At 58.5% G+C, this 25,948-nt stretch carries 22 protein-coding genes; 5 read left to right on the top strand and 17 right to left on the bottom strand.

Annotation, left to right across the window (positions count from 1 at the left end; all coding sequences use genetic code 11):
* Window positions 1-26: 26 nt before the first annotated feature.
* Entirely contained in the window at window positions 27-1,061 is a 1,035-nt protein-coding gene (locus FHT79_RS18840; RefSeq protein ID WP_028758667.1) for a LacI family DNA-binding transcriptional regulator, read from the bottom strand.
* Between the two features lie 545 nt (window positions 1,062-1,606).
* On the opposite strand from FHT79_RS18840, the gene FHT79_RS18835 reads away from it, so the two are divergent.
* The 3 genes from FHT79_RS18835 to FHT79_RS18825 all read left to right on the top strand — a co-directional run bounded on the left by FHT79_RS18835 (window position 1,607) and on the right by FHT79_RS18825 (window position 4,733).
* On the top strand, window positions 1,607-2,854 hold the full coding sequence (locus FHT79_RS18835; protein ID WP_132575460.1) for a sugar ABC transporter substrate-binding protein: 1,248 nt from the start codon (window positions 1,607-1,609) through the stop codon (window positions 2,852-2,854).
* 89 nt (window positions 2,855-2,943) lie between these two features.
* The gene (locus FHT79_RS18830; RefSeq protein WP_028758669.1) at window positions 2,944-3,882 is read left to right on the top strand and encodes a sugar ABC transporter permease; all 939 of its coding nucleotides are present in this window, start codon (window positions 2,944-2,946) and stop codon (window positions 3,880-3,882) included.
* A 5-nt stretch (window positions 3,883-3,887) separates the two neighbouring features.
* A complete protein-coding gene (locus tag FHT79_RS18825; protein WP_028758670.1) occupies window positions 3,888-4,733 on the top strand; it encodes a carbohydrate ABC transporter permease in 846 nt (281 codons plus the stop codon).
* Window positions 4,734-4,821: 88 nt separating this feature from the next.
* Here FHT79_RS18825 and FHT79_RS18820 read toward each other — a convergent pair whose 3' ends face one another.
* The 14 genes from FHT79_RS18820 to FHT79_RS18755 all read right to left on the bottom strand — a co-directional run bounded on the left by FHT79_RS18820 (window position 4,822) and on the right by FHT79_RS18755 (window position 19,802).
* Complete coding sequence (locus tag FHT79_RS18820) at window positions 4,822-5,616, bottom strand: HAD-IIB family hydrolase (protein ID WP_048338470.1); 795 nt, start codon at window positions 5,614-5,616, stop codon at window positions 4,822-4,824.
* On the bottom strand, window positions 5,613-6,398 hold the full coding sequence (locus FHT79_RS18815; RefSeq protein WP_183903922.1) for a DeoR/GlpR family DNA-binding transcription regulator: 786 nt from the start codon (window positions 6,396-6,398) through the stop codon (window positions 5,613-5,615). The genes FHT79_RS18820 and FHT79_RS18815 overlap by 4 nt, the downstream gene beginning before the upstream one ends.
* Before the next feature lie 9 nt (window positions 6,399-6,407).
* Complete coding sequence (locus FHT79_RS18810) at window positions 6,408-7,157, bottom strand: glycerophosphoryl diester phosphodiesterase (protein ID WP_047619032.1); 750 nt, start codon at window positions 7,155-7,157, stop codon at window positions 6,408-6,410.
* 55 nt (window positions 7,158-7,212) lie between these two features.
* Complete coding sequence (locus FHT79_RS18805; protein ID WP_047619035.1) at window positions 7,213-8,259, bottom strand: sn-glycerol-3-phosphate import ATP-binding protein UgpC; 1,047 nt, start codon at window positions 8,257-8,259, stop codon at window positions 7,213-7,215.
* A 1-nt stretch (window position 8,260) separates the two neighbouring features.
* Window positions 8,261-9,109 (bottom strand): sn-glycerol-3-phosphate ABC transporter permease UgpE, encoded by an 849-nt coding sequence (gene ugpE, locus FHT79_RS18800; RefSeq protein ID WP_028758675.1) that lies wholly within the window; start codon window positions 9,107-9,109, stop codon window positions 8,261-8,263.
* 12 nt (window positions 9,110-9,121) lie between these two features.
* Window positions 9,122-10,006, bottom strand: coding sequence for a sn-glycerol-3-phosphate ABC transporter permease UgpA (gene ugpA / locus FHT79_RS18795; protein ID WP_048338469.1), 885 nt, complete (start codon window positions 10,004-10,006; stop codon window positions 9,122-9,124).
* Between the two features lie 65 nt (window positions 10,007-10,071).
* A complete protein-coding gene (gene ugpB, locus FHT79_RS18790; protein ID WP_028758677.1) occupies window positions 10,072-11,394 on the bottom strand; it encodes a sn-glycerol-3-phosphate ABC transporter substrate-binding protein UgpB in 1,323 nt (440 codons plus the stop codon).
* A 305-nt stretch (window positions 11,395-11,699) separates the two neighbouring features.
* Window positions 11,700-12,686, bottom strand: coding sequence for a sugar kinase (locus tag FHT79_RS18785; protein ID WP_183903921.1), 987 nt, complete (start codon window positions 12,684-12,686; stop codon window positions 11,700-11,702).
* Between the two features lie 18 nt (window positions 12,687-12,704).
* Entirely contained in the window at window positions 12,705-13,520 is an 816-nt protein-coding gene (locus FHT79_RS18780) for a carbohydrate ABC transporter permease (RefSeq protein ID WP_027664817.1), read from the bottom strand.
* A complete protein-coding gene (locus FHT79_RS18775) occupies window positions 13,520-14,458 on the bottom strand; it encodes a sugar ABC transporter permease (protein ID WP_047619046.1) in 939 nt (312 codons plus the stop codon). The genes FHT79_RS18780 and FHT79_RS18775 overlap by 1 nt, the downstream gene beginning before the upstream one ends.
* Entirely contained in the window at window positions 14,458-15,786 is a 1,329-nt protein-coding gene (locus FHT79_RS18770) for a sugar ABC transporter substrate-binding protein (RefSeq protein ID WP_183903920.1), read from the bottom strand. Before FHT79_RS18770 ends, FHT79_RS18775 begins: the two co-directional genes overlap by 1 nt.
* 55 nt (window positions 15,787-15,841) lie before the next feature.
* Window positions 15,842-16,519, bottom strand: coding sequence for a GntR family transcriptional regulator (locus FHT79_RS18765; protein WP_183903919.1), 678 nt, complete (start codon window positions 16,517-16,519; stop codon window positions 15,842-15,844).
* A gap of 7 nt (window positions 16,520-16,526) precedes the next feature.
* A complete protein-coding gene (locus FHT79_RS18760; RefSeq protein ID WP_097543795.1) occupies window positions 16,527-17,411 on the bottom strand; it encodes a dihydrodipicolinate synthase family protein in 885 nt (294 codons plus the stop codon).
* Window positions 17,412-17,504: 93 nt separating this feature from the next.
* Window positions 17,505-19,802, bottom strand: coding sequence for a PBP1A family penicillin-binding protein (locus tag FHT79_RS18755; RefSeq protein WP_183903918.1), 2,298 nt, complete (start codon window positions 19,800-19,802; stop codon window positions 17,505-17,507).
* 297 nt (window positions 19,803-20,099) lie between these two features.
* Here FHT79_RS18755 and FHT79_RS18750 point away from each other — a divergent pair, with 297 nt between their 5' ends.
* Together FHT79_RS18750 and FHT79_RS18745 are read left to right on the top strand one after the other, a co-directional pair.
* Complete coding sequence (locus tag FHT79_RS18750; RefSeq protein ID WP_047619055.1) at window positions 20,100-21,332, top strand: HlyD family efflux transporter periplasmic adaptor subunit; 1,233 nt, start codon at window positions 20,100-20,102, stop codon at window positions 21,330-21,332.
* The gene (locus FHT79_RS18745) at window positions 21,314-23,308 is read left to right on the top strand and encodes a glycosyltransferase (RefSeq protein ID WP_183903917.1); all 1,995 of its coding nucleotides are present in this window, start codon (window positions 21,314-21,316) and stop codon (window positions 23,306-23,308) included. Before FHT79_RS18750 ends, FHT79_RS18745 begins: the two co-directional genes overlap by 19 nt.
* 177 nt (window positions 23,309-23,485) lie before the next feature.
* On the opposite strand, the gene repC is transcribed toward FHT79_RS18745, so the two are convergent.
* Window positions 23,486-24,790 (bottom strand): plasmid replication protein RepC, encoded by a 1,305-nt coding sequence (gene repC / locus FHT79_RS18740; protein ID WP_183903916.1) that lies wholly within the window; start codon window positions 24,788-24,790, stop codon window positions 23,486-23,488.
* Between the two features lie 154 nt (window positions 24,791-24,944).
* Window positions 24,945-25,946: a plasmid partitioning protein RepB gene (gene repB, locus FHT79_RS18735; RefSeq protein WP_183903915.1), complete on the bottom strand. Its 1,002-nt coding sequence runs from the start codon at window positions 25,944-25,946 to the stop codon at window positions 24,945-24,947.
* Window positions 25,947-25,948 lie beyond the last annotated feature (2 nt).

Here is a 25,948-nt window from a genome sequence, read left to right as displayed (position 1 = left end):
TCGCCGGATCTCAAGCCGACCGGATCTCAAGCCGAGTCGCGCATGACAAGCGTTGCCTCAAGGATCACCTTGTTCGTGGCGGGGGTCGTTCCGTCATCCTCGCTCTCGATATGCGCGAGCAAAAGCTCCACGGATTTCGCGGCGATCTCGGATGCGTTCTGGGCCATCGTCGTCAGCGACGGGCAGGTATATCGGCTCAGCGGGTGGTCGTCGTGCCCGGCGATGCGCACGTCGCAAGCCTCGTTCCGGCCGATTTTCAGTCCCGAGGCGAATGCCGCCGCCATCGCGCCGAAGGCGAACCGGTCGTTGGCGCAGAGGAGCGTTTTGCCGGGAAGTCCGCCATGCGCAAGCATCCTCTGCATCTGCTCGTATCCGAGACGCTCGAACTCCCAGGAAGGCGGCGCGTCGCAATCGATGACGAGCGGGGAATGCCCTTCCCTCGCCATGGTCGCGCGATAGCCCGCCTGCCGCTCGCCGGCATTTTCGGTCATATGCGGAATTTCCAGGAAGATCGGCGGCTCACCGGATCGGCAGAGATATTGCACAATGGCTGCCATGCTTTGCGCGTTGTCGTTGCCGACATAGGGAAGGTCACCGCTGGCAGGATTGTCGAAGCAAACGACGGGGATTGCATCCTTTAGTCTTTCCAGCGCGGAACGCCGCGAACCGGCGCCCAGCGGCGCCACGATCGCACCCGCGACCTTCAGCGAGAGCAAGGTCCGCACGGCCTCCGCCTCCAGCTCGGGCCGCGTGTGCGAGGAGATCTGGACAGGCCAGAATCCCCTTTCGCGCAACTCCAGCTCGATCAGCGACACGACCTGCACATAAAAGGGATCCGACATGGTCGGGACCAGAATCCCGATATTCCTGGTCCGCTTGCGATTGAGATGCCGCGCGAAAAGATTCGGCTCGAAGTTCGACTTCTTGAGAGCCGCCTCGATACGCTTGCGGGTCACTTCCTTGATCTGCGAGGGATCATCGAAATATTTCGACAGCGTCGGACGCGATACGCCGGAGGCGGCCGCAAAATCGTCCATCGATTTATAACTTTTCTTGGCCATTCAGTTCCTTAATCGGCGGCGCGACGGTGCGCTGAATCGAAAATGATGTCGCATCACACGCATTCGGCAATTTGTACAGGGTGGTCTTCGTTTTCCGGAATCGGGGAAAATCAACGGGCAGGCCGGCATGACTTTTCGCTGCGGACCCGGCTCTCTTTCGAAAAACGAAATATTCTCCTCTCTTGCGACGTCAGGTGCTCGCGCCGCATGGTTGCAAAAACGCTTGTTTCAGGCCCCGAATTCGAAAATTTGCGGTGAGGACGGCGGGCGTCTCCGCTTTTCGTTTTGTTGGGCAAACTTTCATTTGTTTACGAAAGTAAAGAAAAAAAGCGTCACAAGCAACACAAATGCTCCGAAAAAATTCGGACGATAACGATTAATTTTGTTATTATATTTCAATTAGTTGTGCGCGAACGCGCCATGAATACGGGCCTCCCATCTTTTCTCGATCGCAGTTCTTCATTGACAGATAGGTGCCTCAGGGAACCTACTTTGCCTACGATCTTGAGGAGGATCGATTAACTGAAAATCTATGGGAGGCACACATGAATATCAGAAAATTCAGCGTGACGATGCGGGCTGCCGTGGCGGTATGGGCGCTCTGCGCCACGTCGGCGTTTGCCGACACGACCATCGAATTCATACAATGGTGGGAACCCGAAATGCCGTCCGGGGCGCTGCGCGGCATCATGAACGATTTCGAGGCCGCCAACCCCGGCATCAAGGTGACGCTGGTCAGCGGCCCCTATGCCACGACGCGTGACCAGATCGTCGTCGGCGCCGCCTCCGGAACGCTGAGCGACGTGGTGGGCCTGGATGGCGCCTGGGTAAACGGGCTGACCAAGCAGGGCGCAATCGCCTCCATGGACGAACTGATGGACAAGGCGAAGTACGACAAGAGCCAGATCACCGATATCGTCAAGGTCGATGGCAAGAGCGTGATGTTCCCGCTCGCTTCCTTCGTCTATCCCGTCTTCGTCAACCTCGATATCGCCAAGGCATCCGGCGTCGACAAGTTGCCGACCACACGCACGGAATTCGCTGAAGCCGCGAAGAAGATGACCGATGCGCCGAAGAACCAGTATGGCTGGGTCCTGCCGCTGTCGCTGCAGTCGCCGAGCGGAATCCAGAACGACGTCATGTCCTGGGTCTGGGCCTCGGGCGCCTCGATGCTGAAGGACGGCAAGCCGGATCTCGAAAATGACGCTGTCGTCGGCACGCTCGATTATATCGCGTCCCTCAACAAGGAAGGCGTTATTTCGCCCGGCATTTTCGCCAAGAAGGAACAGGACAAGGTCGAGGAATTCGTCAACGGCCGCGTCGGCATGATGGTCGACTCGCTCGCCCACGTGAACCTCATCCGCGAGCGCAATCCGAAGCTCAACTTCGGCATCTCCGCCTTGCCGGCCACTGACGGCTACACCGGCAAGCGCGGCATGCCTTATGCCTCCTGGGGCATTGGTATCAGCGAAGGCAGCCAGCACAAGGAAGAAGCCTGGAAGCTTGTGGAATATCTGATGAGCCCAGACGTCAACGGCCGTCTGGTTTCGATTGCCAACGCCTTCCCCGGCAATGTCCACGCCAAGCCGGATTTTGTGGCATCGGACCCGATCTTCGCCGAAGCTTTCAAAATCTTCCAGAGCGGCTATCCTGCCAATGAATTCGTCGGTCTTCCGGTTGCCGAAGAGCTGATGCGCGACATGAACGTCGAAGTTCAGAAGATGTTCGACGGCGGGCAGTCGGCCAAGGACGCGGCTGCCAATACCCAGAAGGCCTGGCTCGCGAAGTTCTAAAGCACGTCGCTTTCACGAATCACCGGCAGCGCCAGATTGCGCTGCCGGTGCAAGTCGTCAAATCTCGGCAGAATGGGAACTCACAGCTCATGAATCATTCCGCTCCGGCTCTGGTCGCTGCGCACGCCAAAGCGCCAAGAAAAGGATGGCTTCGTTACAGCACCTTGAGGAAGCTGGTGCCGTATTTCTACGTGTCGCCCGCCACTCTGCTGCTTGTTCTGCTGATGCTGTTCCCGATGGTGATGGTCTTCAAATATTCGCTGATGGACGGCGCCATCATGAAAAAGGATGCGGCGTTCGCAGGCGTCCAGAACTACCTGACCATCTTCGAGAATCCGGTCTTCTGGCAGTCGGTCGCCCAGACGCTTTATTTTACCATCATGAGCGTCGTCTTCCATTTCATCATCGGCCTGGCCTTCGCGCTGCTGTTGAACACCAACCGCGTCGATCCGCTCATTCGCAGCATCCTGCGCGTGCTCTTCATCCTGCCCTGGCTGTTCACCGCCGTCATCATCGCCATCATCTGGCGCCTGCTGCTCGATCCGAACGGCGTCGTCAACAGCGTGCTGATGGCGCTCCATATCATCAACTTCAAGGTCGAGTGGTTCTCTTCGACGCGCACCGCCATTCATGCATTGACCTTCGCAAACATCTGGGCGGGTTACCCGCTCTACATGGTCAGCCTGCTCGCCGGCCTCCAGGGCATTTCGAAGGAGCTTTACGAGGCAGCCGGTATCGACGGTGCCAACGAACTCGAAAAATTCTGGTACATCACCATTCCGCAATTGATGCCGATCATCATCAGCATCGCGCTTCTCGACTTCATCTGGACGATGCAGGTTTTTCCACTCGTATGGATGACGACGGGCGGCGGTCCGATCTATTCGACGGAAGTGCTCTCGACTTTCACCTACAAGCTCGCCTTCTCCCAGTATGAGTTTTCCCTGGCTTCGGCGAGCGCGATGATCATCCTCATCATTTCGATGAGCGTCACCTACTTCTACATCAAACACCAGCAGCGCAGGTGACCGCCATGGCAAAGCGTTCCTTCAAAAGCTCGGCATTGCCGACCATCCTGACCTATCTCGGCCTGGCGATCGGCCTGGTCTTTTCGACCTTCCCGATCGTCTGGATGTTTTTCAGTTCGCTGAAATCGAATACGGAAATCTTCGCCCTTCCGCCGCGGCTGCTGCCGGATGACTTTACGGTGGCCGCCTATCTGACGATCTTCAACGATCCGGTGAAAGTGCGCTTCTTCATCAACAGCTACTTCGTCGCCGGCGTCGTCACCTGCCTGACCCTGGTTATCGCCATCCTGACCGCCTACGGATTCAGCCGCTATCAGTTCCGCTTCAAGAATACTTTGAACATCTTCATCATCAGCACCCAGACCGTTCCGCCGATCACCCTTCTCATCCCCTATTTCGGCATGGTGGTCGCCTTCAGGATCTTCGATACCTATCTGGCGCTGATCCTGACCTACATGGTCTTCACGCTGCCTTATGCCATCCTGCTAATGACAGGCTATCTCAATACCTTGCCGAAAGAGCTGGACGAGGCCGTCCTTGTCGACGGCGGCTCGAGCTGGACGGCGCTCTGGCGCGTCATCGTTCCGGTCTCCATCCCCGGGATCGTCGCCACGGCGGTCTACACGTTTCTGCTGGCCTGGAACGAATTCCTCTTCGCGCTAACGCTGACGAAATCGATGGATCTCAGAACCGTTCCGATCGGTATCCAGCTTCTGATGGGCCAGCACGCCTTCGAATGGAACGAGATGATGGCGATGAGCGTGCTTGGTTCCCTGCCCCTTCTGGTACTCTACCTGGTTGCCCAACGCTATTTCCTGGCAGGCATGACCGCCGGCTCGGTCAAAAGCTGACGGCTGGTGGCCACGGCTGCGCAGTATGATTTCGCGGAATTATTTCTCTAGAGCCGTCACCCCGCCATGACACGAAGTCGATCGTCGTTCATTCACCTGCGGCTGCTGCTTGCAAGATCGTTCTCGCAATATCAGCAAAACCAAGGCCGGCGGGCTGCAACGAGACCCACTTCGGTGCGTACTGCAATTGCGGAAGGACGGGAATGATATTGTTGACGCCGAAGGAGTTGCGGATAAAGCCGAACATCGGGGCATCGTTTCGAGAGTCGCCGACGAAGGCGGTAACGGCGGGAGTTTCAGCCGGGTCGATACCGAATATCTCGGTTAAGACGCGTTCGCTCATCGACCGCTTGTCGTAATTGCCGATCCACGTGTTGATGTGAATGGAGCTGATCGCAACCGTTCCGCCAATGGCTTTTATGCTGGACGCGAGATCCTCGACCTCATGCGGGTCGTGACCCTGGATATCGATCGCGACGTCCGCCAGCCGGAAGACCTGATCGTGGGCAATTCTGAACGTCTTGCCCCTTCGCGAAACCAGCTCTTTCACTGACTGGAGATGCAGGCGTTGGCGCTCAGCCTGCAGGGTGGCATCTTCCCAATAGTCGAAGACGACTGCGCCGTCCCGACGGGTGACACAATATGCGCCGCTTTCGCCGACGACCGCGGCCACCGGCCAGGCACGAACGATGTGTTCGCACCAACCGGCGGAGCCGCCCGTAACCGGCACGACGGCAATGCCTGCCCGGCTGAGATCCCAGAGAGCTTGGTAGGTTTGCGGAAGTAGCTTGCCTTCGGTGGTCAGGGTATCGTCGATGTCGGTGAACAGGTAGCGCACGTCCCGTAACTCACGAGCTGATGGCGCAAGGTCTACATAGCTCATGCCATATCCTCGCTGCATGTCACCACGTCCAAGCCGCTCTCGGAGAGGGCATTGGTGGCGGCCGCTTCGCCAGGCAGCCGATCCGTATAAAAGCGGGTGAGTTTGCTGAATGGCGCCACACGCACGGAAGCGTTTCGCGTCCACTTGCTGACGTCTGCAGCCAGAATCTGCGTTTGTGAATTCTCAAGGAGGGCATTGGTGATTTGGGCTTCGCTATAGCTGAAATCCATCAGACCGTTGAGCGGGCTTAGAGCGCCTGCGCCGACGACGGCGTAAGTCGCATAGAATTTTTCGACGAACCTGATCACATCCGTGCCCACCACGTCGCGATCGTCGTGACGCAAAAGGCCGCCCGTCAAATGCACCTCGACACTCGGAGCATCGCAAAGGCTCAAGGCGACGTGGATGTTGTTGGTAATCACCGTCAGGCCCTGGTGATCACGCAGCGCCTCGGCAATGAACCGAACCGTGCTGCCGATCCCGAGGAACACTGTCGCGTCGACCCCTATGTCGGCGGCGACGCGCTTGGCGATAAGCCGCTTGGCCCTTCGGTTGAGCTGGGCGCGAGCGTTGAGCGAGATGTTGCTGCCCTCGACCGGCAGGTCGACGCCACCGTGGAAGCGGCGCGCGTGCCCGAGATCGCACAATGCATTGATATCGCGACGGATCGTCTGCGTCGTCAGATCGTACCGACGTGCCAGTTCCTCGATGTACTGAACACCGTCCGTTTCGATCAGCGCAAGGATCTCACGTTGTCGGCTCGATATGATCCGCTGCCCCATCGCCGCTCCTTACGTGAGGTAGACACTGGGGTCGTCTGTTATCACCCCAGTCAAACCCACCTCCCAGAAAGACGCGAGCAGCTTGGGATCATTGCAAGTCCATGCCCGCACCGCGATGCCGCGACGCACGGCCTCCTCGAGAAACCCGACACTCAGAGCCTTGTAGTCGAGATGGATGGTCTTTGCGGGAATTGACCGAAGGATATCCAACCAATCCGCGGGCAGGTTGCTCCACAGCATGGCGAGCTCGTAGCTTGGATCGACTTCGTGCATTCCCTTCAGCGCAGCGGCATCAAAGCTCGAGATCATGATCTTGGTGTGCGCCGCCCGCCCTTTCAAATGTTCATCAACGACTTTGACCAACTGGTCGAGTGATTTGTGATGAGCATGCTGCTTGATCTCGACGTTGGCATTGAGACCGAGTTCGCCCAAGGCGGAAACGACACGGGCCAGCGTCGGCAGCGGTTCGCCTTTGAATTTTGGGCTGAACCACGAGCCAGCGTCGATTCTCGCGAGATCCGACGCGTTGAGGTTGGCCAGATTTCCCTTTGACGAGGAACAGCGGTCGATGGAAACGTCGTGGATCACGACCGGCGTACCGTCGGCAAGAAGTGCAACGTCGAGTTCGACCCATTCCGCGCCCTGGTCCGCGGCCGCTCGAAAGGCAGCAATCGTATTTTCAGGCGCAACGGCAGAAGCGCCTCGATGTGCCTGAACTTCACCGCGTCTCGGCCCGGATCGCGACTCTACGGTCGTCATCGTCTCATCTCTTTCGTCTTCTTCGAAGGTTGGATGGAGAAATAATAAACTGGAGTCAATCTGTGCGTTTTCCCGTATCGCTATTAAAAGGGTGCATCGCGTCAACACGTGCAAAGATGTCGATATTCGCATTCTCGGCAAAGTCCGGACGACCCGGTACGGTCAGGACAACCGTCTGCTGGCCCCCCCCCAATCGCACATGCAGATGGCTTTCTCCCCCGATTGGCTCGAGCAACTCGACGGTTGCGTTGAGACGGACGGAAGGCTCTGCCGGCCTGGCAACAAGTAACGCGTCCGGGCGGAGCCCGACCATGTCGGTACCGGCAGGCAATGCCAGGGTCCCAGCGCCGTCGGCCGCCCTGAGGACGTCGATCGGTACCAGATTCATCGGCGGCGAGCCGATGAAGCCTGCGACAAACAAGCTTGCCGGACGGTCGTAGACTGCCACTGGCGTTCCGACCTGTTCGACAAGTCCGCCGTTCATGACGACCAATCGGTCTGCGAGGGTCATCGCTTCAAGTTGGTCATGGGTGACGTAGATGCTGGTCGTCTTGAGACGCCGTTGCAGCCGACGAATTTCAACTCGCATCTGCACGCGCAATTTGGCATCGAGATTGGACAGCGGCTCATCGAACAGGAAGGCGGCCGGCTCGCGAACGATGGCGCGCCCCATCGCAACCCGCTGGCGCTGCCCGCCGGAGAGTTCGCGAGGTTTACGATCCAACATCGGTCCGATTTCGAGGATCTCGGCGGCTTCCGCCACACGACGGTTGATTTCGGCCCGTTCGGTGCCGCGATTTTTCAAACCATATTCGAGATTTCCGCGTACCGTCATATGCGGATAAAGCGCATAGTTTTGAAAGACCATGGCGATATCGCGGTCCGCCGGCTCTGCCTTATTGACATTGCGGCCCGCAATCTCGACCTGGCCTTCGCTGATCGTTTCCAACCCGGCAATCATGCGAAGCAGGGTGGATTTGCCACAGCCCGAGGGGCCGACGAGGACGATGAGTTCGCCGTCTGCAACGGATAGGTTGATGCCTTTGACAGCTGGAACGGTACCATAATTCTTCTTGACGTCGATGATGTTGATCGTTGCCATTTCATTTCTCCGTTTCGACCAGGCCTTTGACAAAAAGGCGTTGCATGGCGACGATGACGAGGACGGGTGGCAGGGCGGCGAGAATGACCGCTGCCATCACGAGGTTCCAGCGGGGCTCGGCATCGGCAACCGCTGCCATGCGCTGGATTCCCATCACGACTGTGTAGAAGCTCTGGTCGGTCGTTATGATGAGCGGCCAGAGATACTGGTTCCAGCCGAGTACGAAGAGGATGATGAAGAGCGCCGCGATATTGGTGATCGACAACGGCAGCAGAATATCCCGGAAGAACTTCATCGGTCCCGCTCCATCGACGCGGGCGGCCTCCATCAGTTCGTCAGGGACGGTCAGAAAGAACTGACGAAACAGGAAGGTTGCCGTTGCCGAGGCGATCAGCGGGATGATGAGGCCGCTGTAATTGTTCAGCATTCCAAGATCGGCGACGACTTTGTAGGTCGGCACGATACGCACCTCGACCGGCAACATCAGGGTGATGAAGATCATCCAGAATGCCAGGGTCCGGAACGGAAACCGAAAATAGACGATGGCAAAGGCCGAAAGGATCGAGATGACGATCTTGCCGACGGCGACGCCAACCGCCATGATCAACGAGTTGATCATCATCGGCCCGATCGGCGGCGCCCCGGAGCTCGTCATCCCGGATGAGAGCATCGTCGAATAGTTCTCGATGATGTGGCCACCTGGTGTCAGCGGCACGACGCCTGACAAGAAGTCGTTTGGGCCATGGCTTGATGCAATGAAAGCCACGTAGACCGGAAACACCACGATCGTCACGCCAATGATGAGGACAAGGTGCGCCAGGAAATTTAGGAAGGGGCGATTCTCAACCATCCTTGGAATTCCTCAATATTGTACGCGGCGTTCGATAAAACGGAATTGGACGGCCGTCAGAGCGACGACGATCACCATGAGAATGACCGACTGTGCCGCCGACGAGCCCAAATTCAGCCCGATAAACCCGTCGAAATAGACTTTGTAGACAAGGATTTCCGTCGCGCGCGCCGGTCCGCCTTGGGTGGTTGCATGAACGATGCCGAAGGTGTCGAACATCGCGTAGACGATATTGATGACGATCAGATAGAAAGTCGTCGGTGAGATCAGCGGGAACACGATCGTCCAGAAACGCTTCATCGGACCGGCTCCGTCGATGGCCCCGGCTTCCTGAAGCGAGCGTGGGACGGATTGCAGCGCAGCCAAGAAGAACAAGAAATTATAGGAAATCTGCTTCCACGTCGCCGCGATCACGATCAGGACCATGGCATCGTCGGGATTGATCAGATGATTCCAATTGATTCCCATTGCCCGCAACATATAGGCGACGATGCCGATCGATGGATTGAACATGAACCACCAAAGAATGCCGGCGATCGCGGGGGCGACGGCATAGGGCCAAATGAGCAAGGTCGAATAGATTCGAGAGGTGCGCAACACGCGCATTGCCGCTGCAGCCAGGAGCAGCGCAATCGACGTTGATAGGACCGTCACGAGTATGGCGAAGATGAGCGTGTGGCCGAAGGCATTGATGTAGATCGGATCGGCAAAGAGCCGACGGTAGTTTTCAAACCAGACGAAGGTCGTTTTGAAACCGAAAGCGTCCTGACGCAGGAAAGATTGCCAGAATGCAGTTCCCGCAGGCCAAAGGAAAAATACCACGGTCACGAAAATTTGGGGAGCGATGAGCAGGTAAGGCAAAAGCTTGTTGGGAAATACGGTCCGTTTGGTTTGCATGGGCCCTCACACTGACGGATGGGAAACGGGGGCCGGTCTTTCACCAGCCCCCGTCACGGAGCCCATTAGTTGGCGGACTGGAAATCGCGAAGCTGTTCGTTGCCTCTTGCGACCACGGAATCAACTGCTTCCTTCGCCGTCTTCTTCCCGCCCAGCAAGGCCGCAAACTCATCGTCGATAATGCCACGCACCTGGACGTAGTTGCCGAAACGGATGCCCTTGGAATTGTCGGTGGGTGTCACCCGCGTCAGTTGCTTGATGCCGATATCTGCTCCGGGGTTCTTCTCGTAATAGCCCTGATCCTGGCCCAGCTTATAGGCAGCCTCCGTTATCGGCAGGTAGCCCGAGAACTGATGCCAATCGGCTTGGACTTCCGGCTTCTGCAGGTAGGTGAAGAACTTCGCGACACCTTTGTACTCCTCTTCCGGGCGACCTTTCAGTGTCCAGAGAGTGGCGCCGCCGATAATCGAGTTGAGCGGCTGCGGAATAACGTCGTCATAGTAGGGAAGCGGCGCAAAACCGACCTTGAAAGCCTTTGCGTTGTTGATGACCCCTGCCCGACCGGCGGACGAATTCATGTACATCGCGCATTCCTGAGAATAGAACATCGGAGGAGCGTTATCGCCGCCGCCAGGTCCTCCAAATTTGAAGAGCCCCTCGTCCTGCCACTTCTTCAGATTGCCCCAATGGCGGATCGTGAGATCATTGTTGAAGGTGAATTCTGCGTCCAAGCCGCCAAAACCGTTGGCCTTGGTAGAATACGGCTTATCGTGCAGGGCATTCAGGTTCTCAGTCTGGATCCAGGAGATCCAGGCGCTGGTGAAACCGCATTTAGCTGCGCCGGACTTCATGATCGTCCGCGAAAAGGCTTCAACGTCCGCCCATGTTTTCGGCGGCGTTTCCGGGTCAAGCCCTGCTTTCTTGAAGATATCCTTGTTGTAATACAGGATCGGCGTCGAGGAATTGAACGGCAAGGACAGAACGTTGCCGCTGGTGTCAGAGTAGTAACCGACGACCGGAGCAATGAATTTGCTCTGGTCCCAGGCCTCACCTTCGTCCTTCATCAACTGGTAAACGGGATAGACCGCACCCTGTGCTGCCATCATGGTGCCGGTACCAACTTCATAGACCTGTACGATTGCGGGCTGCTGGTTGGCGCGGAACGCAGCAATGGCGCCCGTCAGCGTCTCGTCATAGGTGCCCTTGAATACCGGAACGATCTCATAGTCAGATTGAGATGCGTTGAACCCCTTGGCGATCTGTTCAAGCTTCGCGCCATTCTCGCCGCCCATTGCGTGCCACCACTGGATCTTCGTGGCTGCCATTGCCGGAACGGATAACGATAGGCTGGTCAATCCTGCGGACAGGAAAAAAGCGATCTTGTTCATCCTCACTCCCACTTGTTGTCGGTCCGAAGCCTCCCGCTACGAACGTGAGCCCGATGGTAACAGGCGAAGTTCACTTTGCAAGAATGAAATGTTCAAATGAACATTTGCGGCCGGCGATCACCTGCGGACTGGCGCAATGCTGGCGACAGCATCAGGTTCGAGGTGGGCGGTTCTCGGGCCGAGGATATGGGATTGAGGGCCGTGACCCGGCGGCATGGGCTTGGTCGCCTTTGGGTGGCAGCACAAGCGTGATCAAGTGCACACCTCCATGGCGTTCACCATTGACGACGTTGCTGCCTGGATTGTCACAACTCTTCCGGTGTGATCACTTTCATCGTCGCCACCGCCGGGCGCCAATCTTGAAGCACCTTGCAGACTTCGGCTCTGGTCGGCGCGCCGGTGCGACCGCCGAAGACCTGGCACTTGAGCGCCGCCGCCATAGACGACAGGCGCATCGTCTCTTCGATCGGCATGCCTTCCGAGATAGCCAACACGAAAGCGCCATGGAAGATATCCCCGGCTGCAAGCGTATCGACCGCTCTCACCTTTGGAGCGGCAAGATGGCAGACTTCGCCGGTTGCGTCATCGAACCAGAAGCAGCCATTTTCGCCAGCCGTGACGCTGATGAAGGCATGCTCGAACTTTTGCTTCAGCAGGCCGACGACTGTCACCGGGTCGGCCGTTCCCGCAAGCCGCTCAGCGGCTGGTTGCGAGAACACGATGTGGCTCGCCGCCGGCGCAAGCATCTCGACCACGCCATCGCCGGCAACGTCGCCATCGAGAATGGCCGGCTTGCCCGCCTCTCTCGCTGCCAACAGCGTCCGCAGCGCAAGCTTCGGCCAGCGGACGTCGACCAGCACCGCGTCGAAGGAGGAAATGTCCTGTTTTGTGACCGGCTTGACCGTCTCGTGCAGGCCAGCATCGTAGAAAGGCACGATCAAGCGTTCGCCCTGATCATCGACAAGGATCGTCGAGACGGCCGAGCGGGCGCCTGCCACACGCACCATACCGCTCGTGTCTATGCCGCTCTCGCCGAGGTCGGCAATGATGCGGTCGCCGGTGGCGTCATCGCCGACCGCGCCCCAAAGGCTGGCATGGCCGCCAAGCCGGGCAACGGCAAAGGCGGCGCTCGATGCCATGCCCTCGGCAATCTGCAGCATATCATAGGGCAGAAATTTGCCCTGGCCGGTCGGTAACGAGCGCACACGAAACAACGTATCCATAACCGCCGCGCCGACGCACAAAACGCGGCGCGCCTGACCGGGAGGCGGGTCGAAGGCAGAAGTCGTCAAAACCGTCGTCTCACCCGCTCACTTGACGGCTCCGGCCGTCAGGCCTGCCACGATCTGCCGTTGCGCAAACACCGTCAAGATCAGCACCGGCAAGGTGACGATCAATGCGGCTGCCGCGAGCGGACCCCAACTGACCTGTTCGAACGAGAGCATGTTGTAGACCGCGACCGGAAGCGTGCGCGTCTCGCGACTGGCGAGCACGATGCCGAAGACGAAATTGTTCCAGGAAAAAATGACCGACAGGATGAAGGCGACGACGATGCCCGGCCTTGCGATCGGCAAGGCGACCAGGCGGAAAACCTGCCAGGGTGTCGCGCCGTCGATGCTTGCAGCCTCTTCCAGCTCCATCGGGGTCGTCTCGAAATAGCCGATCATGATCCACACGACGATCGGCACGGTGACCACAAGATGGATGATGATCTGCGGCAAGAGCGTGCCGAGCAGGTTCAGCCATTGGAACAGCAGGAAGAGCGGGATCAGGAAGGAAAGGCCCGGTGTCATGCGCGCGATCATGATGACCATCGCGGACTTCTCCGCCTTCAGCCGGGCGATGCCATATCCGGCGGGCACGCCGATCAGCAGCGCCAGAAGCGTGGCGGCACCCGTCACCAGCACCGAATTCCAGAGATAGAGGAAGAAATTGTTCTCCTCGAAGACTTTCAGATAGTTCGACCAGGCCAAGCGCTCCGGGATGAAGATCGGCGGATAGGCGCCGTTGTCGATTTCATACTTCAGCGACAGCGAGATCATCCAGAGGAAGAACAGGACGACCGGCGAGATCATCACCAGGGCGACGAACAGCAGTCCGATGCGATCGAGCGTCTTGCGCTTCATCAGCGTGCCTCCCCGTCGGACCAGTTCACGCGCTGCCTGAGCATCATAAGGACGAAAGAAAGCAGGACGATGAGGATGAAGAAGACAACCGCCATGGCCGAGCCATAGCCGATATCGTAATAGGCGAAAGCGGTGTTGTAGAGATAGATGTTGATCGTTTCCGACGCCGTGCCGGGGCCGCCTTGGGTCATGGCATAGATGATGTCGAAACTTTTCACTGCATCGATGCTGCGGATGATCACGGCGATCATCAGGAAAGGCGCGATCATCGGCAGCGTCAGATAACGGAATTTCTGCCAGACATTGGCGCCATCGATCTCCGCACTTTCATAAGGTTCGCGCGGAACCGCCGCCAGGCCGCCAAGCACGATCAGCATGATAAGCGGCGTCCATTGCCAGGTCTCGACCAGCACCAGCGACGGGATGACGCTGCTCTGATTGTAGATCCACTCCTGGGGACCGATGCCGATGAGGGAGAGGAGATAGTTGAGAACGCCGAGCTGCGGATGGAACATCATCGTCCAGACGAGTGCGATGGCGACGGGTGTGGCCATCATCGGCATCACGAATATGCCGCGGATGAGACCGCGCAGCGGAAATTGAGCATCGAAGATCAGCGCGGCGAGCGTTCCCAGAAAAAGGGGAACCACTACGGAGAGCGTCGTATAGAGCACCGTATGCCACAGCGACTCCCAAAAGCGCACGTCGCCGGCGAGGCGCACATAATTGTCCCACCCCGCAAAGACCTGCGCTTGGCCGAGCGTCCAGCTGTTGACGCTCATCCACACGGTAAACACCCATGGAAAGACGATCACGGCCGATATGACGATGAGCGCCGGGATGACGAAGGGCCAGTAGTTGGGAGCAAATCGATCCGGTTTGCTCCTTCCTTTCGACGCCTTGGCCGCTGTGGCCGTTTCGATGCTTGCCGAGGCCATTATCCCTCGCTTTTCGCCAGGACGGGTTCGAACTGTGCCGTCGCTGCCTTCAGTTCGGTTTCGGGATCAGCGCCGCCGATCATGTTGGTGAGACCGACGCCATAGATGTCGCGGAACTCGGTGACCGGAATGATGACCGGCAGCGCGAGCTGCGAGATCTTGCCCGAACCGACGACGGCATCAAGCCACGCGCCCGGCATCTTGACGCCTTCGCGAACCTTCGCATCCTCGAGGACGGATTGGCGGAAAGGAACGCCGGCGCCGGCCTGCAGCAGACGTGCGCCCATTTCATGCGAAATCGCCCATTGGCAGAAGAGGTAGGCTGCTTCCTTTTTCTGGCTTGCTGCGACGACGCCAAGGCCGTCGCCGAAGGTGCCTGCGGCCTGTGCCTTCGGGCCTTTCGGCATGATGCCGTAACCGACCTGGCCGACGACGCGCGACTTTTCCGGATTCTCGATCGGCGGTGCAAAACCGACGCCATCAAGCCACATGCCGATCTTGCCCTGCAGGAAGGCCGACTGCGCCTCCGCCCAGTTGAAGCCGGAGACGCCGGGAGGGGCGGTTTTGGTCATCAGTCTCTGGTAAAGCTTGGCCGCATCGATCGCTTCCGGCGATGTCGTGCGCAGCTTGCCGTCAGGGCCGAGCGGGCTCGAACCATAGCCGAGCAGCAGCGACGTCCAGACCGGCGTATTGGCGTTCTTCAGGCCACGGGCGACGAAGCCGTAGGTGTTGGTCGAGGCGTCGGTCAGTGCCTCCGCAGCACTTGCCAGCTCTTCGAAGGTCGAGGGGTAAGCAAGCCCCTTCTTCTCGAACAGCGCCTTGTTCCAGTAGATGATCCAGTAGTCGACCGAAAAGGGAAGAGAACGGAGAACGCCGCCGGCATCCTTCGCGAAGGCGAGGCCGGCTTCGGCGAAATCACCTTCCGTCAGGGACGGGTCGGTCAGCGAGGGGTCCTTGAGGAAACCGCTGATATCGGCAAGCCAGCCGCCCTTTTCGAACTGCCGCTTCTGGACATGGTAGCTCATGTGCACGACGTCGAAGCTCGGCTTGCCGGAGCTCAATTCAATCGTCGTCTTCTGGCGCTGCTGCTGTTCGGGCGTCGCTTCGGCATTGACCTTGATGCCGGTGAGCGCCTCGAACTCGGACAGATACTTCAGCAGTATTTCGCTGCGCGGGCTCTTGACCAGGTTGACTTCGAGCGTCGTGCCGGCAAAACGCTTCCAGTCGACGGCGGCCGATGCGAGCCGCATGCCGAGCATGCTGCTCGCCCCAAAAGCGGCTGTGCCCGCCAGAAAGCCGCGTCTCGTCGGATTCAAAAACGATGACATGTGATTCCTCCTCCTTTTGCCGGCGATCTCCTCACCCCCGGCTGTTTATTTCCGATTATATCCTGAGCGCACGATCTCTTGCATGATTGATGTGTGCGACAAGGCTGTTGACGGCGTCCTCCGCCGATCGTCGTTCGATCGCCTCGAGCACTTTCAGGTGCTCGCCCATGACAGGTCCGACGTGACCTTCGATGCGAAAACGATCCTGACTGATCAGGCGCATCTTGATCGAGTTCACCCGATAGGCGTTCGAAATGATGGAATTTCCCAGGGCATCGATAAAGGCGTCGTGCATACCCCAATCGACGGCCTGCGCGTGCACTTCCAATTCGTGCGATGTATCGCCGCTTCGAATGGCATCGGCGATATCCCGATGCTGCTTCAAAAGCCCGGCGATCGTCTCGTCAGACGCAGAGCGGGTGAAAAGCGCGACGGCCTCCTTCTCCAGGAACACGCGCAGCTGGAAGGCCTCGCGAATGAGGTTGAGGTCGATATGAGCAATCTGCAAACCCCGCTGGGGGACCGTCGTGATCAGCCCTTCGGCTTCGAGCCTCGGGATGAGCTCACGGATGGCGCCGAGCGTCAGTCCCGTCAGCTCGACGAGACGGCGCTGGGAGACGAACTGGCCGGGACGGACGTCACGCGCAAGAAGATGGCGCGTGAAGCTCGCATACGCCTTTTCCCGCAGCGTTGGCTGCTCGTCCGTTTCGTCCATCGCCTCTTCCCGAAACATGTCTGACCTATGCCGCTTTCGACTGGAAAAGACGATCGAAAGCAAGAGCGAGCTGCGCCTGCCCTTCGGCGGATATTGAAGCGAGCGGCGGGCGCACCGCAAGCCAGATCTCTTCGGACGCCACGTGCGCCATCATGGCTTTCACGGCCGGGACAACAGGATATTTGAGCAGTTCGGCCACAAAACCCTCGATGCGGGGATCGTCCTTGCCTTCTTCGGCCATCAGCTTGACGTCGCGGGGCACAAAATTCGCCATGCCGGAGATCGCCCCCTGGCCGCCGAGCCGCACGCCCCTGGCAAGATGCCGTTCATCGCCCACCAGGATAATGAGATCGCCATGCGCCTTGAGCAGGCTTTCGGTATACGGCCAATCGCCGGAAGAATCCTTGACGCCTGTCACGATATTGGGGAAGGCGGTCCGCAGCCGTCCGATCAGCGACACGGTCAGCGGGACCATGGTGAGCGAGGGAAGATTGTAGACGATGATGTCCCGCGCCTTGTCTCCCAGAATGGCGAAGACGGCCGAAAACCACTGGAAGACACCGTCGTCGCTGACATTCTTGAAATAGGACGGCGGGGCAAGAAGAATATTACGAACGCCCTGGGAAAGAGCATGATCTGCCTGGATCGCCGCATCCTCGGCGGCATCGACCAGCACACCGACGATGATGTTTTTTGCCGCGATCCCCGCATCGAGGAAAGACGCGAGGACGCGGTCACGTTCCCGGCTTCCGATGGAGGAGCCTTCACCCGTCGTTCCGAACAGGGTTACGCTGGAACATCCTGCAGCGAGGCTTCGCCTTGCCTGCACGATCATCGCATCGATCGCAATATCGCCATTGCTGTCAAACGGCGTGGCAAGGGCGACTGACAGGCCGAATTTCTGGGTCAAATATGCTTCCTCCCGATTGTTGAGATTAGATGTAGCAGACTGACATGTTAGCTGTAAAGAGGTGATTGCAGACTCCTCGTTACGCGCGCCACGTCACTTTTCGCAGAGCCGCCGGCCGCCGGAATATGGCTGATAGGTACAGTCGGACGGCCGGAAGGAGCGGTAACTGCGCGAGCAGGCGGTAATGTTACAGGACTGCGGTGCGCCTTGACCATCGTTTGCCGCTTCTGTCGATCGCACGCCATTCAGCGGAGGTTCGGCCGTCGCCTGGCGCATGAAATCCCGCCAAATATGCGCTGGCAGGGCGCCGCCCGTCACCCCCTTCATCGGCGCGTCATCATCATTGCCAACCCAGACACCGACGACAAGCGCTTCCGTGAAGCCGACGAACCAGGCGTCACGATTGTTCTGGCTCGTGCCGGTCTTGCCGGCCGCAAACGTGCCGGGGTCCGCTCCACGCCCAGTACCGCGCTCGACCACCAACTGCAGGAGGCCGAGGAGATCGGACTGGTAGGGCGAAAGATCGACGTTCAGCTTTGATTGTGAGCCAACTCGAAATGTCTTGGGCTGCCCTGCCGCTTGAAAGTCGATGATGCCCCAGGGCTTGACAGGTGCCCTACCGAGTTGGACGGACGCATAGGCGCTGGTGAGGTTAAGCAGATTTACTTCGGATGTCCCAAGCGCCAAAGACGGCGTGTTGGCGAGTGGTGCATCGATGCCGAGTTCACGCGCTGCGGCAATCACATTGTCTAAACCAACCTCTTCGGCAAGCGCCACTGAAGCGGCATTGAGCGATCGCGCGAACGCCTCGGCAAGCGTTACCCAACCGCGATAGTTGCCGCCGGAATTTTCTGGCGACCAGCCAGCGATGTCAATTGGCGCGTCCAGAACCTGGTCAGACAAGGTGAACCCGGCCTTCAATGCTGCGTAATAGACGAATAGCTTGAAGGTGGAACCCGGCTGGCGCATCGCTGTGACGGCGCGGTTGAACTGGCTTGCCTTATAGTCGCGCCCGCCAACCATCGCGACGACCGCGCCATCGGGCGTCATCGCAACCAACGCGGCCTGCGATGCTCCGACTGCCTTCCCTTCACCGTCCAAGGCTCCTTTCACGACCCTTTCGGCGATTTGCTGCAATTGCGGCACCATCGTGGTTCGCACCGACGTCGAACCTGGCGAGGAGCCGGCGATTTCGCTCGCTTGCGGCGAAATCCAGTCCGCAAACCAGCTTCCAGAGCGCGGCGTCGGCGTCGTTGGATGCAGCTTGGCAAAGCTCGCCTTGGCCTCCGCCGCCTCTGGCGCGGTGATTTTTTCATTGGTCGCCATCGCATCGAGAACGACCATGCTACGCTGCCGGGCGCCTTCGAAATTGTCGATGGGATTCCATTGACTTGGAGCCCGCAGCAACCCCGCCAGCATCGCCGATTCCGGCAAGTTAAGGGCGTCGATATCCTTGTTGAAATAGATCCGCGCGGCGGCAGGCATGCCTGTCGCGCCAGCGCCAAGATAGACGCTGTTGAGATAGCGCGTCAGGATTTCCCGCTTGCCGAGCTTCCACTCCAGCCAGACTGCGATCACAACCTCCTGTATCTTTCGCTTTATCGTTCGATCGCTGTCCAGGTATTGCAGCTTGATGAGTTGCTGGGTGATGGTGCTGCCCCCCTCCACCACCGAGCCAGCCTCCAAATTCCGGAGAAACGCCCTCCCGATCCCTCTCGGATCGACGCCGAAATGGTCCATGAACCGGCGGTCCTCAATCGAAAGGACGGCATCGATCAGATGGGACGGGAACTGGTCGTATTGCGTATATGGCCCTTGATAAGGTCCCTGCCTTACGAGCGGCGCACCGTCAGCGGTTTCCAGCACAACAATCGGCTTCAACGTTCCGTCACGAATCTCGCTCCAGGGCACGTCTTTTAGTGCCCACACCAGCACGCTGCCTATGAGGAGGCACACAAGCAAGGCCGAGCCCATAGCGAATTTCCACCAGTTCGCCAGAAGCCATCGGCGCCGGCGACTTTCGCGCGGCTTGCTATGCCAATGGCGAATGCCGCGCCCGGCTTTGATCGGAGCAGTCGTCATCCATTTGGTGAGAGCTGATGTGCTTCCCAGCCGCATCGACCTCGTCAGCCTCGTTCTCAAAAACAAAGCCATCGACTTGATCTTCGCCAGCACAGGACTTGCCTGCAAATCGTGACGCAGCGCACGTAACAGATTGCTCGCGGCCTGGCGAGTTTGGACGAAGGGTCGGTGAGGGAGTTGCGGACTGTCGGCCTGGGTGGTTCTCGGCGAATCCGAGGCGGTCACTTGCGTTGCCGAAACTGCTTGCTGATTGCCACCCGTGCTCGATTTGCCAACGCTTTCGCCTGAGGATTCGGGAGGATTGGGCATCGGTTACCGCCAAAAGGCCAACGTGGCGTGAACTTTATAGCCGAGCGATGCTGCGTGTTCTACCGCAAAAGGCCCCAATCACTCCGAGGCGTTTTGGCCGGAATAAACCCCTGATCGAACAGGCACCGTAGACTTTCAATGCGGCGCTTCGTCCAGAGCCGACCTGCTTCTGCCGCAGGCTTACGACCATCACTTGTCTATTTTTTTCAATGCGCTAAATTACAAGAATTAGTTGCATCAGTTTGTCCCCGCTCGATTGGGGCGGATGCTGCAGAAGCGATACCTTCGGATGCCAACATGATCTGGAACCATCGCATCACACGCATTGTTGTCGGCCTGCTGCTGCTGGCACTGGTGACTCTCGTTTCATTGCCGACGATTACCGGCTTTACGAGCCTTGATGGCACGGTCAATGCGCGGTTTGCGGTCGTTAATGCCCCAATCGATGGCACAATTGCGGAAGAATCCCTCAAGGTCGGCAGCCCGGTCAAAGCGGGACAATCCCTCGCAGAAATCAGAAATACGCGCGTTAATCGCGCAATCCTCGCGTCGCTCGAGGCAGATCACAACACGGCGCTCGACCGCGTCGCGGCACTGAAAAAGGAACGGGAGGAACTCTCCGCGCTTCGCGAGGAATTGTCTACCAGATTGGAAGTCTACAAGCAGACCACCATTGCCAATCTCGAACGCGAAGTCGAAATCCTGCGGAAGAAAGTCGAAGTGTCGCAAGCTCAGGATCTGGTCGCCCAGGTCGACTTGAGCCGCCGGATGCAGCTCGAGTCAAAAGGCATTCTCACGCAGAAGCTGGTTGAGGCCGCGCGTGCCGCGGGCGCTGCGACCGGCGGCGAGGTCGAAATCAGCAACCTGACTGTCGATCAATTGCAACAAAGGCTCAATGCGGTCCGCCAGGGTATCTTTGTCTTCGGCGACGGACAGAATGACGTGCCTTATTCGCGACAGCGCGAAGACGAGGTAGTCGTTCGCATCAACGACTTGAACTCGCGCATAGCGGAAAATGAAACACGAGCCACCGAAGTTCAAAAGCAGCTGGTCAAAGAGGCAAATCGCGTCAGCAGCCTTGAATCCGCAACCGCGATAGCGCCCTTTGACGGCGTTGTTTGGGCGAGGAGTATCGTCAGCGGTTCGAACGTTGTGCTGAATGACGAGTTGATGCGCCTCCTCGACTGTCGAGAGCTGTTTGTGGATATCCTTGTTCCCGAGGTCAATTATGACGAGATCTATCCGGGACTTGTCGCGCAGGTGCGTTTGTTCGGCCGCAGCGATGTCTTCAAGGGCACGGTCATTTCTGTCAGAGGCAGTTCGGCTTCGGTCGAGACCGATTCCTTTGCCGCCACTTTGCCGCCGTCGACCCAGCGCAATGCCCGCATTCGGGTTCGCCTTGATCCATCCTTCATGAACGACGACTTTGCCAACTCCTGCCAAGTGGGGCGCACAGTGCAGGTACGGTTTTCCAAGCATGGCATCGATGTGTCCAACTGGGTGAAAAGCCTGTGGTTCAGTATCTTGTAGCGCTGGTTCCGACCCTTCTCGTTTTGGCCTTCTTTTGCCTGGGGCCGTTCAATTGGTCGCGCCGCCACACCTGGACACGGGCGGTGACCTGCGCGTTTGTCGCAGCAGTCGCATTGCGATACATGTTCTGGCGCTTGACGGAGACAGTGCTTCCCTATCCCAACAACGGTGCGAGTTTCTACTGGGTTTGGATCCTCTTCGTCGTCGAGATTCTGGCGTGCGTCGAAGTCATCCTTTTTCTGGTATTGATGAGCCGCTACGTCGACCGGAGCGCGGAAGCGGACAGGCTGGCTCGTGGTTTCTTTGCGCGCGACAAGCGTGATCTGCCGACTGTCGATGTTTTCATTCCAACCTATAACGAGCCACTCGACGTGCTCGAGCGAACCATCATCGGCGCCCGCTCGCTGGATTATCCTCCCGACAAATTGAATGTGTACGTGCTTGACGATCAACGCCGGGACTGGCTGAAGGCCTATTGCGAAGAAAAGAACGTCATCCACGCCATGCGCGGCGACAACAACCACGCCAAAGCGGGCAATATGAACAATGGGCTGAAGGTCAGCTCGGGCGAGTTTATTGCGGTCTTCGACGCCGATTTTGTTCCCTATCGACATTTCCTTCGCCGAACGCTGCCCTTCTTTTGCGACGAAAGCATCGGCATCGTCCAGACGCCTCAACATTTCTTCAACGCCGATCCGGTGCAATCAAACCTCGGCCTGGAGAATATCTGGCCGGACGAGCAGCGTTTGTTCTTCGACGAGATCGCGCCCAGCAGAGACGCCTGGGACGTCAGTTTCTGCTGCGGGTCATGCTCGATTGCCCGCCGCAAGTCCATTGACGCAATAGGAGGATTCCCGACGGAGTCGATCACAGAAGACCTGCTGACAACTCTTTCAATGCTCAACAAAGGCTACAAAACGCGCTACCTGAACGAGCGGCTGTCGATGGGATTGGCTGCCGAAAACCTAACCGGTTATTTTGTGCAGCGCGAACGGTGGTGTCAGGGAGGTATTCAAACCCTTTACCTGCATAATGGCCCGCTGCGTGGCCCCGGATTGACGCTCTTTCAACGGATCATGTTCCTGCCGGCGTCCTGGCTGGTGCAGTATCTGGTCCGCTTCATGATATTGCTCGTCCCCATCGTCTATCTCTGGTTCGGCCTGCTCCCCCTCTATTTCACTGACATAGCCGATTATGTGTCTCATCAGGTGCCGCTGCTGGCAGCGTATTTTCTGCTTATGCTATGGATCACGCCGACGCGCTATCTGCCTGTGATATCAAGCGCCGTCGGGACCTTTGCGACATTCCGCATGTTGCCTACCGTGGTCTCCAGTCTCGTGAGACCATTTGGCAAGCCGTTCAGGGTGACGCCAAAGGGCAGTGGCAACGAGTCGAACCAGTTCGACCGCTACAGCTTCGCCTGGATCGCAAGCATCATCATGATCACCGTCCTTGGTCTGCTGGTCAACATCGTCCCGGAAACGGCGCATGTACAAGGCCAGTTTTCGCCGGTCGCGGCCTGGTGGTCAGGTATCAATATCGTCGTGCTGCTCATCGCATCGCTCATCTGCTTTGAGAAACCCCGACGCTTGTTTCATGCCTTCAAGCTCGATGAACCCGCGATCGTAGACGATGTCCCTGGCCAAATCGTAAGTTTGGCCTTGGACAAGGCGGTCGTTGCGGTCCCCACCATGTCCCGATTTCAATCCAAATCCGTCGTGCTTAAACTGCCCGGCTTTGCTCCGTTCAAATCTGAGCTCAGACTGGTCACCCAACGACGCAGGAGCATAAGTCGCGGCGGTGACAAGCAATCTTACTACCTCCACCTGTATTTCGAACTCATTGGCTCTGCTCGCGACAGCATGATCGTGAAGCTCTACACTGGTCAATATTCGCAGGACATTCGCGACATCGATAAAGTCGCGGTCTCTCTTAATCTTCTTCTGCGTTCGTTCGGGCGAACGCGCACGTTGTAGTCGACGGTCAACCTCGGATCGTCCGGCCGGCGTCCTCTCGAGCGTTGCCGCAACAGAGCCGGATTATTCCATCGAAGGGGCGCCAACCAAACCCGCCCTCAGCGGCGGGTTTTTCTTTGCCTTACTGCCGCTTTGTCAGCGTTGCGGATCATTGTCGTAGCCGCAACTTCCTTACAATCAACCGACATGTCGCCGCACTCCACTGTTTGCCCGCACCAGCGCCATCAGCATCGGGCCGATAGCAAATTCGCCCCTCTCGGTTCTTCGGGTCAGATCGCGGAGATAACCGCCAGGCGAGTTGATATGCCCTCCCCTTTCCAGGATGCAGGCGATCACGCTTGCGGCATTTTCCGGCCCCATGCCCGAGCAGGCTTCCTCATAGGCCGAGGGGCTGACGCCGAGCATCGAGCGCACGATGACGGCAGCCGACATCAGATCCCGCCAGTTGCCGATCGTTCCACCCGGCCCGTAGTCGAGAATTTGAGGGCAGGCCTGGAGGACGAGGCCAAGCGGGAAGGATTTCAGGCTATGCCCGGCCCCTGGATCTGCCGTGTCTTTTGCCTTGTTGCCCAACCCGCCGGAAGGCTTCGGTTGTTTCAATCTTCGCTCGTCCGGCGCTTCGGCGTTCGGCTCATTATCGGCCACCGCCCTTTCGCCCTGCTTCGTTTCGAAGGCTGGTTCAAGTTCATAAATGGAGTCGGGATTTGAATTCTGTTTGTGACGCTCAATCTGAGACTCATTGGCGTCTATTTTTTGTGTTTTTATCCGTCTTTCCAATGCGTTGATGATCTCATCGCGCAGCAGTCCCATCTCGTCGAGCAGCGGCGCCAGTGCTTCGGCCGTCGCAACGCGCGGAATTCGGGCAAGGAGCGTGCGGAACATCGCCGAAATTCCCTCCCAGTCACCGGAGACCTCCTCTTCGATGGCTGCCGCGATCAGCTTGGAGATATCGCGCCGGCACACCGTCAGGCGTTCCCTGGTCACCCTGAGCAATTCCCGGTCGGCAACCGCCTGGGCGGCCAGGTTTTCGATTTCAACCGCACGCGCGAGCAGCGGCGCGACGCTGAAGCCGAAGGCCTCACCGACGGCACCTGCTTTGTCGCGGCGCGCATAGCGCTTTCCATTCGGACTGTCCTTGCGCAGGATCAGGCCGGCCTCGACCAGGGCGGCAAGATGCCGCCTGAGGGTGGCTGCCGTCATGCCGCGGGCACGCAGCGAAAGCTGCGCATTCGACGGGAAGACGATCAGGCCCTTTTCTTCGGAAATCTCGTCGTCAGGGTAGAAAGTCAGAAGCGCATCGAGCACCGTCAGCGCCCGATCGGTCACGCCGAGCGCCGGCCGCGCCTCGCAGATTGCCCTGAACAGCTTCCACTTGCTGCGCTTCATTCCCGGCTCGATGGTCTCGGCCAGTTGCTGGCTTGCCAGCATGCCAAGCGACATCGGCCGCCGCCCAAAGGGCGTCGTCACATATCCACTCTCCATTTGCCTTCACCTTCGTTCAGGCAAAAGAAAACCATCCACCAATTTGGTGCCTAAGACGCTTGACTGTGATTCGTGGAAATGCGATTCTCGATGTGCTTAAGATCTGAGAAGGGCTTCCACGACGGCGTCGTTGGGGGCCTTTTTCTTTTGCGCGTTACGCTCCTCTGTCCTTGTTGAATTCCTGGAACAGGCCCTTCAGCCTTTCCTGGACGAATTGATCGAAACCGGGTGCGGTCTTGCCGTCGAAGACGAAGGTTGCACCGGATGCTGTCTTTTTGATCACCACCGGCACGCCGCTGACTAGGGTTTTGGAGATCGCCGGCTTCGGCGCTGCCGTCCTCTTCGTTGCCAGAACGAGTGCCCGATGAAACCGCTCGTCGCTTGAGATTTTGCGAGCGTCGTCCGCGGACAACTCCGCGATGATCTTCTCGATGTCGGCGCCTTCCAGCCGCTCGCCCAGCTCCAACCAGCGTCGACGGCCGATATCGGGGGCCGCGCCGATGGCGTTGACGAGCGCCAGGGGGACCTGCCGGATGACGATCAGCATTCTCGACAGCGCCGCCTTATCGACGCCGAGAGCCGCCATGATGACATCGCGGCCAAAGCTGCGTTCCTCCAGCCGCGATGCGAAGAGCGCACGCTCGATATAGGAGAGATTGGTTCGAGCGCTGTTTTCCTGACCCTGGCTGACGACCAACTGACCGTCAGTAAGATCGCGGACGACCGCGCGCACCCTGATGCCGATTTCTCGGGCGGCAGCCAGGCGACGATGGCCGTAGGCAACCTGATAGCGTCCCCTAGTTTCGGGATGCGGACGAACAAGGATCGGAACCTGCTGCCCATGCTCGCGGATCTGCTCGACAAGCTGGGCGAGTTCGGCCGCATCGATCGCCAACCGATCGCTAACGAAGGAAGCGTCGATCAGGCCGGGATCGAGCTCGACGATGGTCTGGCCGGCGGCAAGCTGCCGTTCCAGTTCACTCGCCCGCTCCATTTTCTCGGTAATGTTGCCGAGCGTCTTGGTGATGCCGCCGACCGGCGCCGCACTGCGCTCCTGCGGCACGAATCCGGCGATCGGACGATTGTCGCGCGGCGCGACTGCCTCCACCCTTGCCGGGTTCGGAGCGGAGATTTCGATGAGGTTCTTGCGCGCCATCT

Origin of the sequence: Rhizobium sp. BK212, assembly GCF_014197475.1 — a bacterium.
Taxonomy (GTDB): Bacteria; Pseudomonadota; Alphaproteobacteria; order Rhizobiales; family Rhizobiaceae; genus Rhizobium; species Rhizobium anhuiense.
The sequence above is the reverse complement of the archived record's forward strand: the minus strand, read 5'-3'. Positions and strand labels throughout refer to the sequence as shown.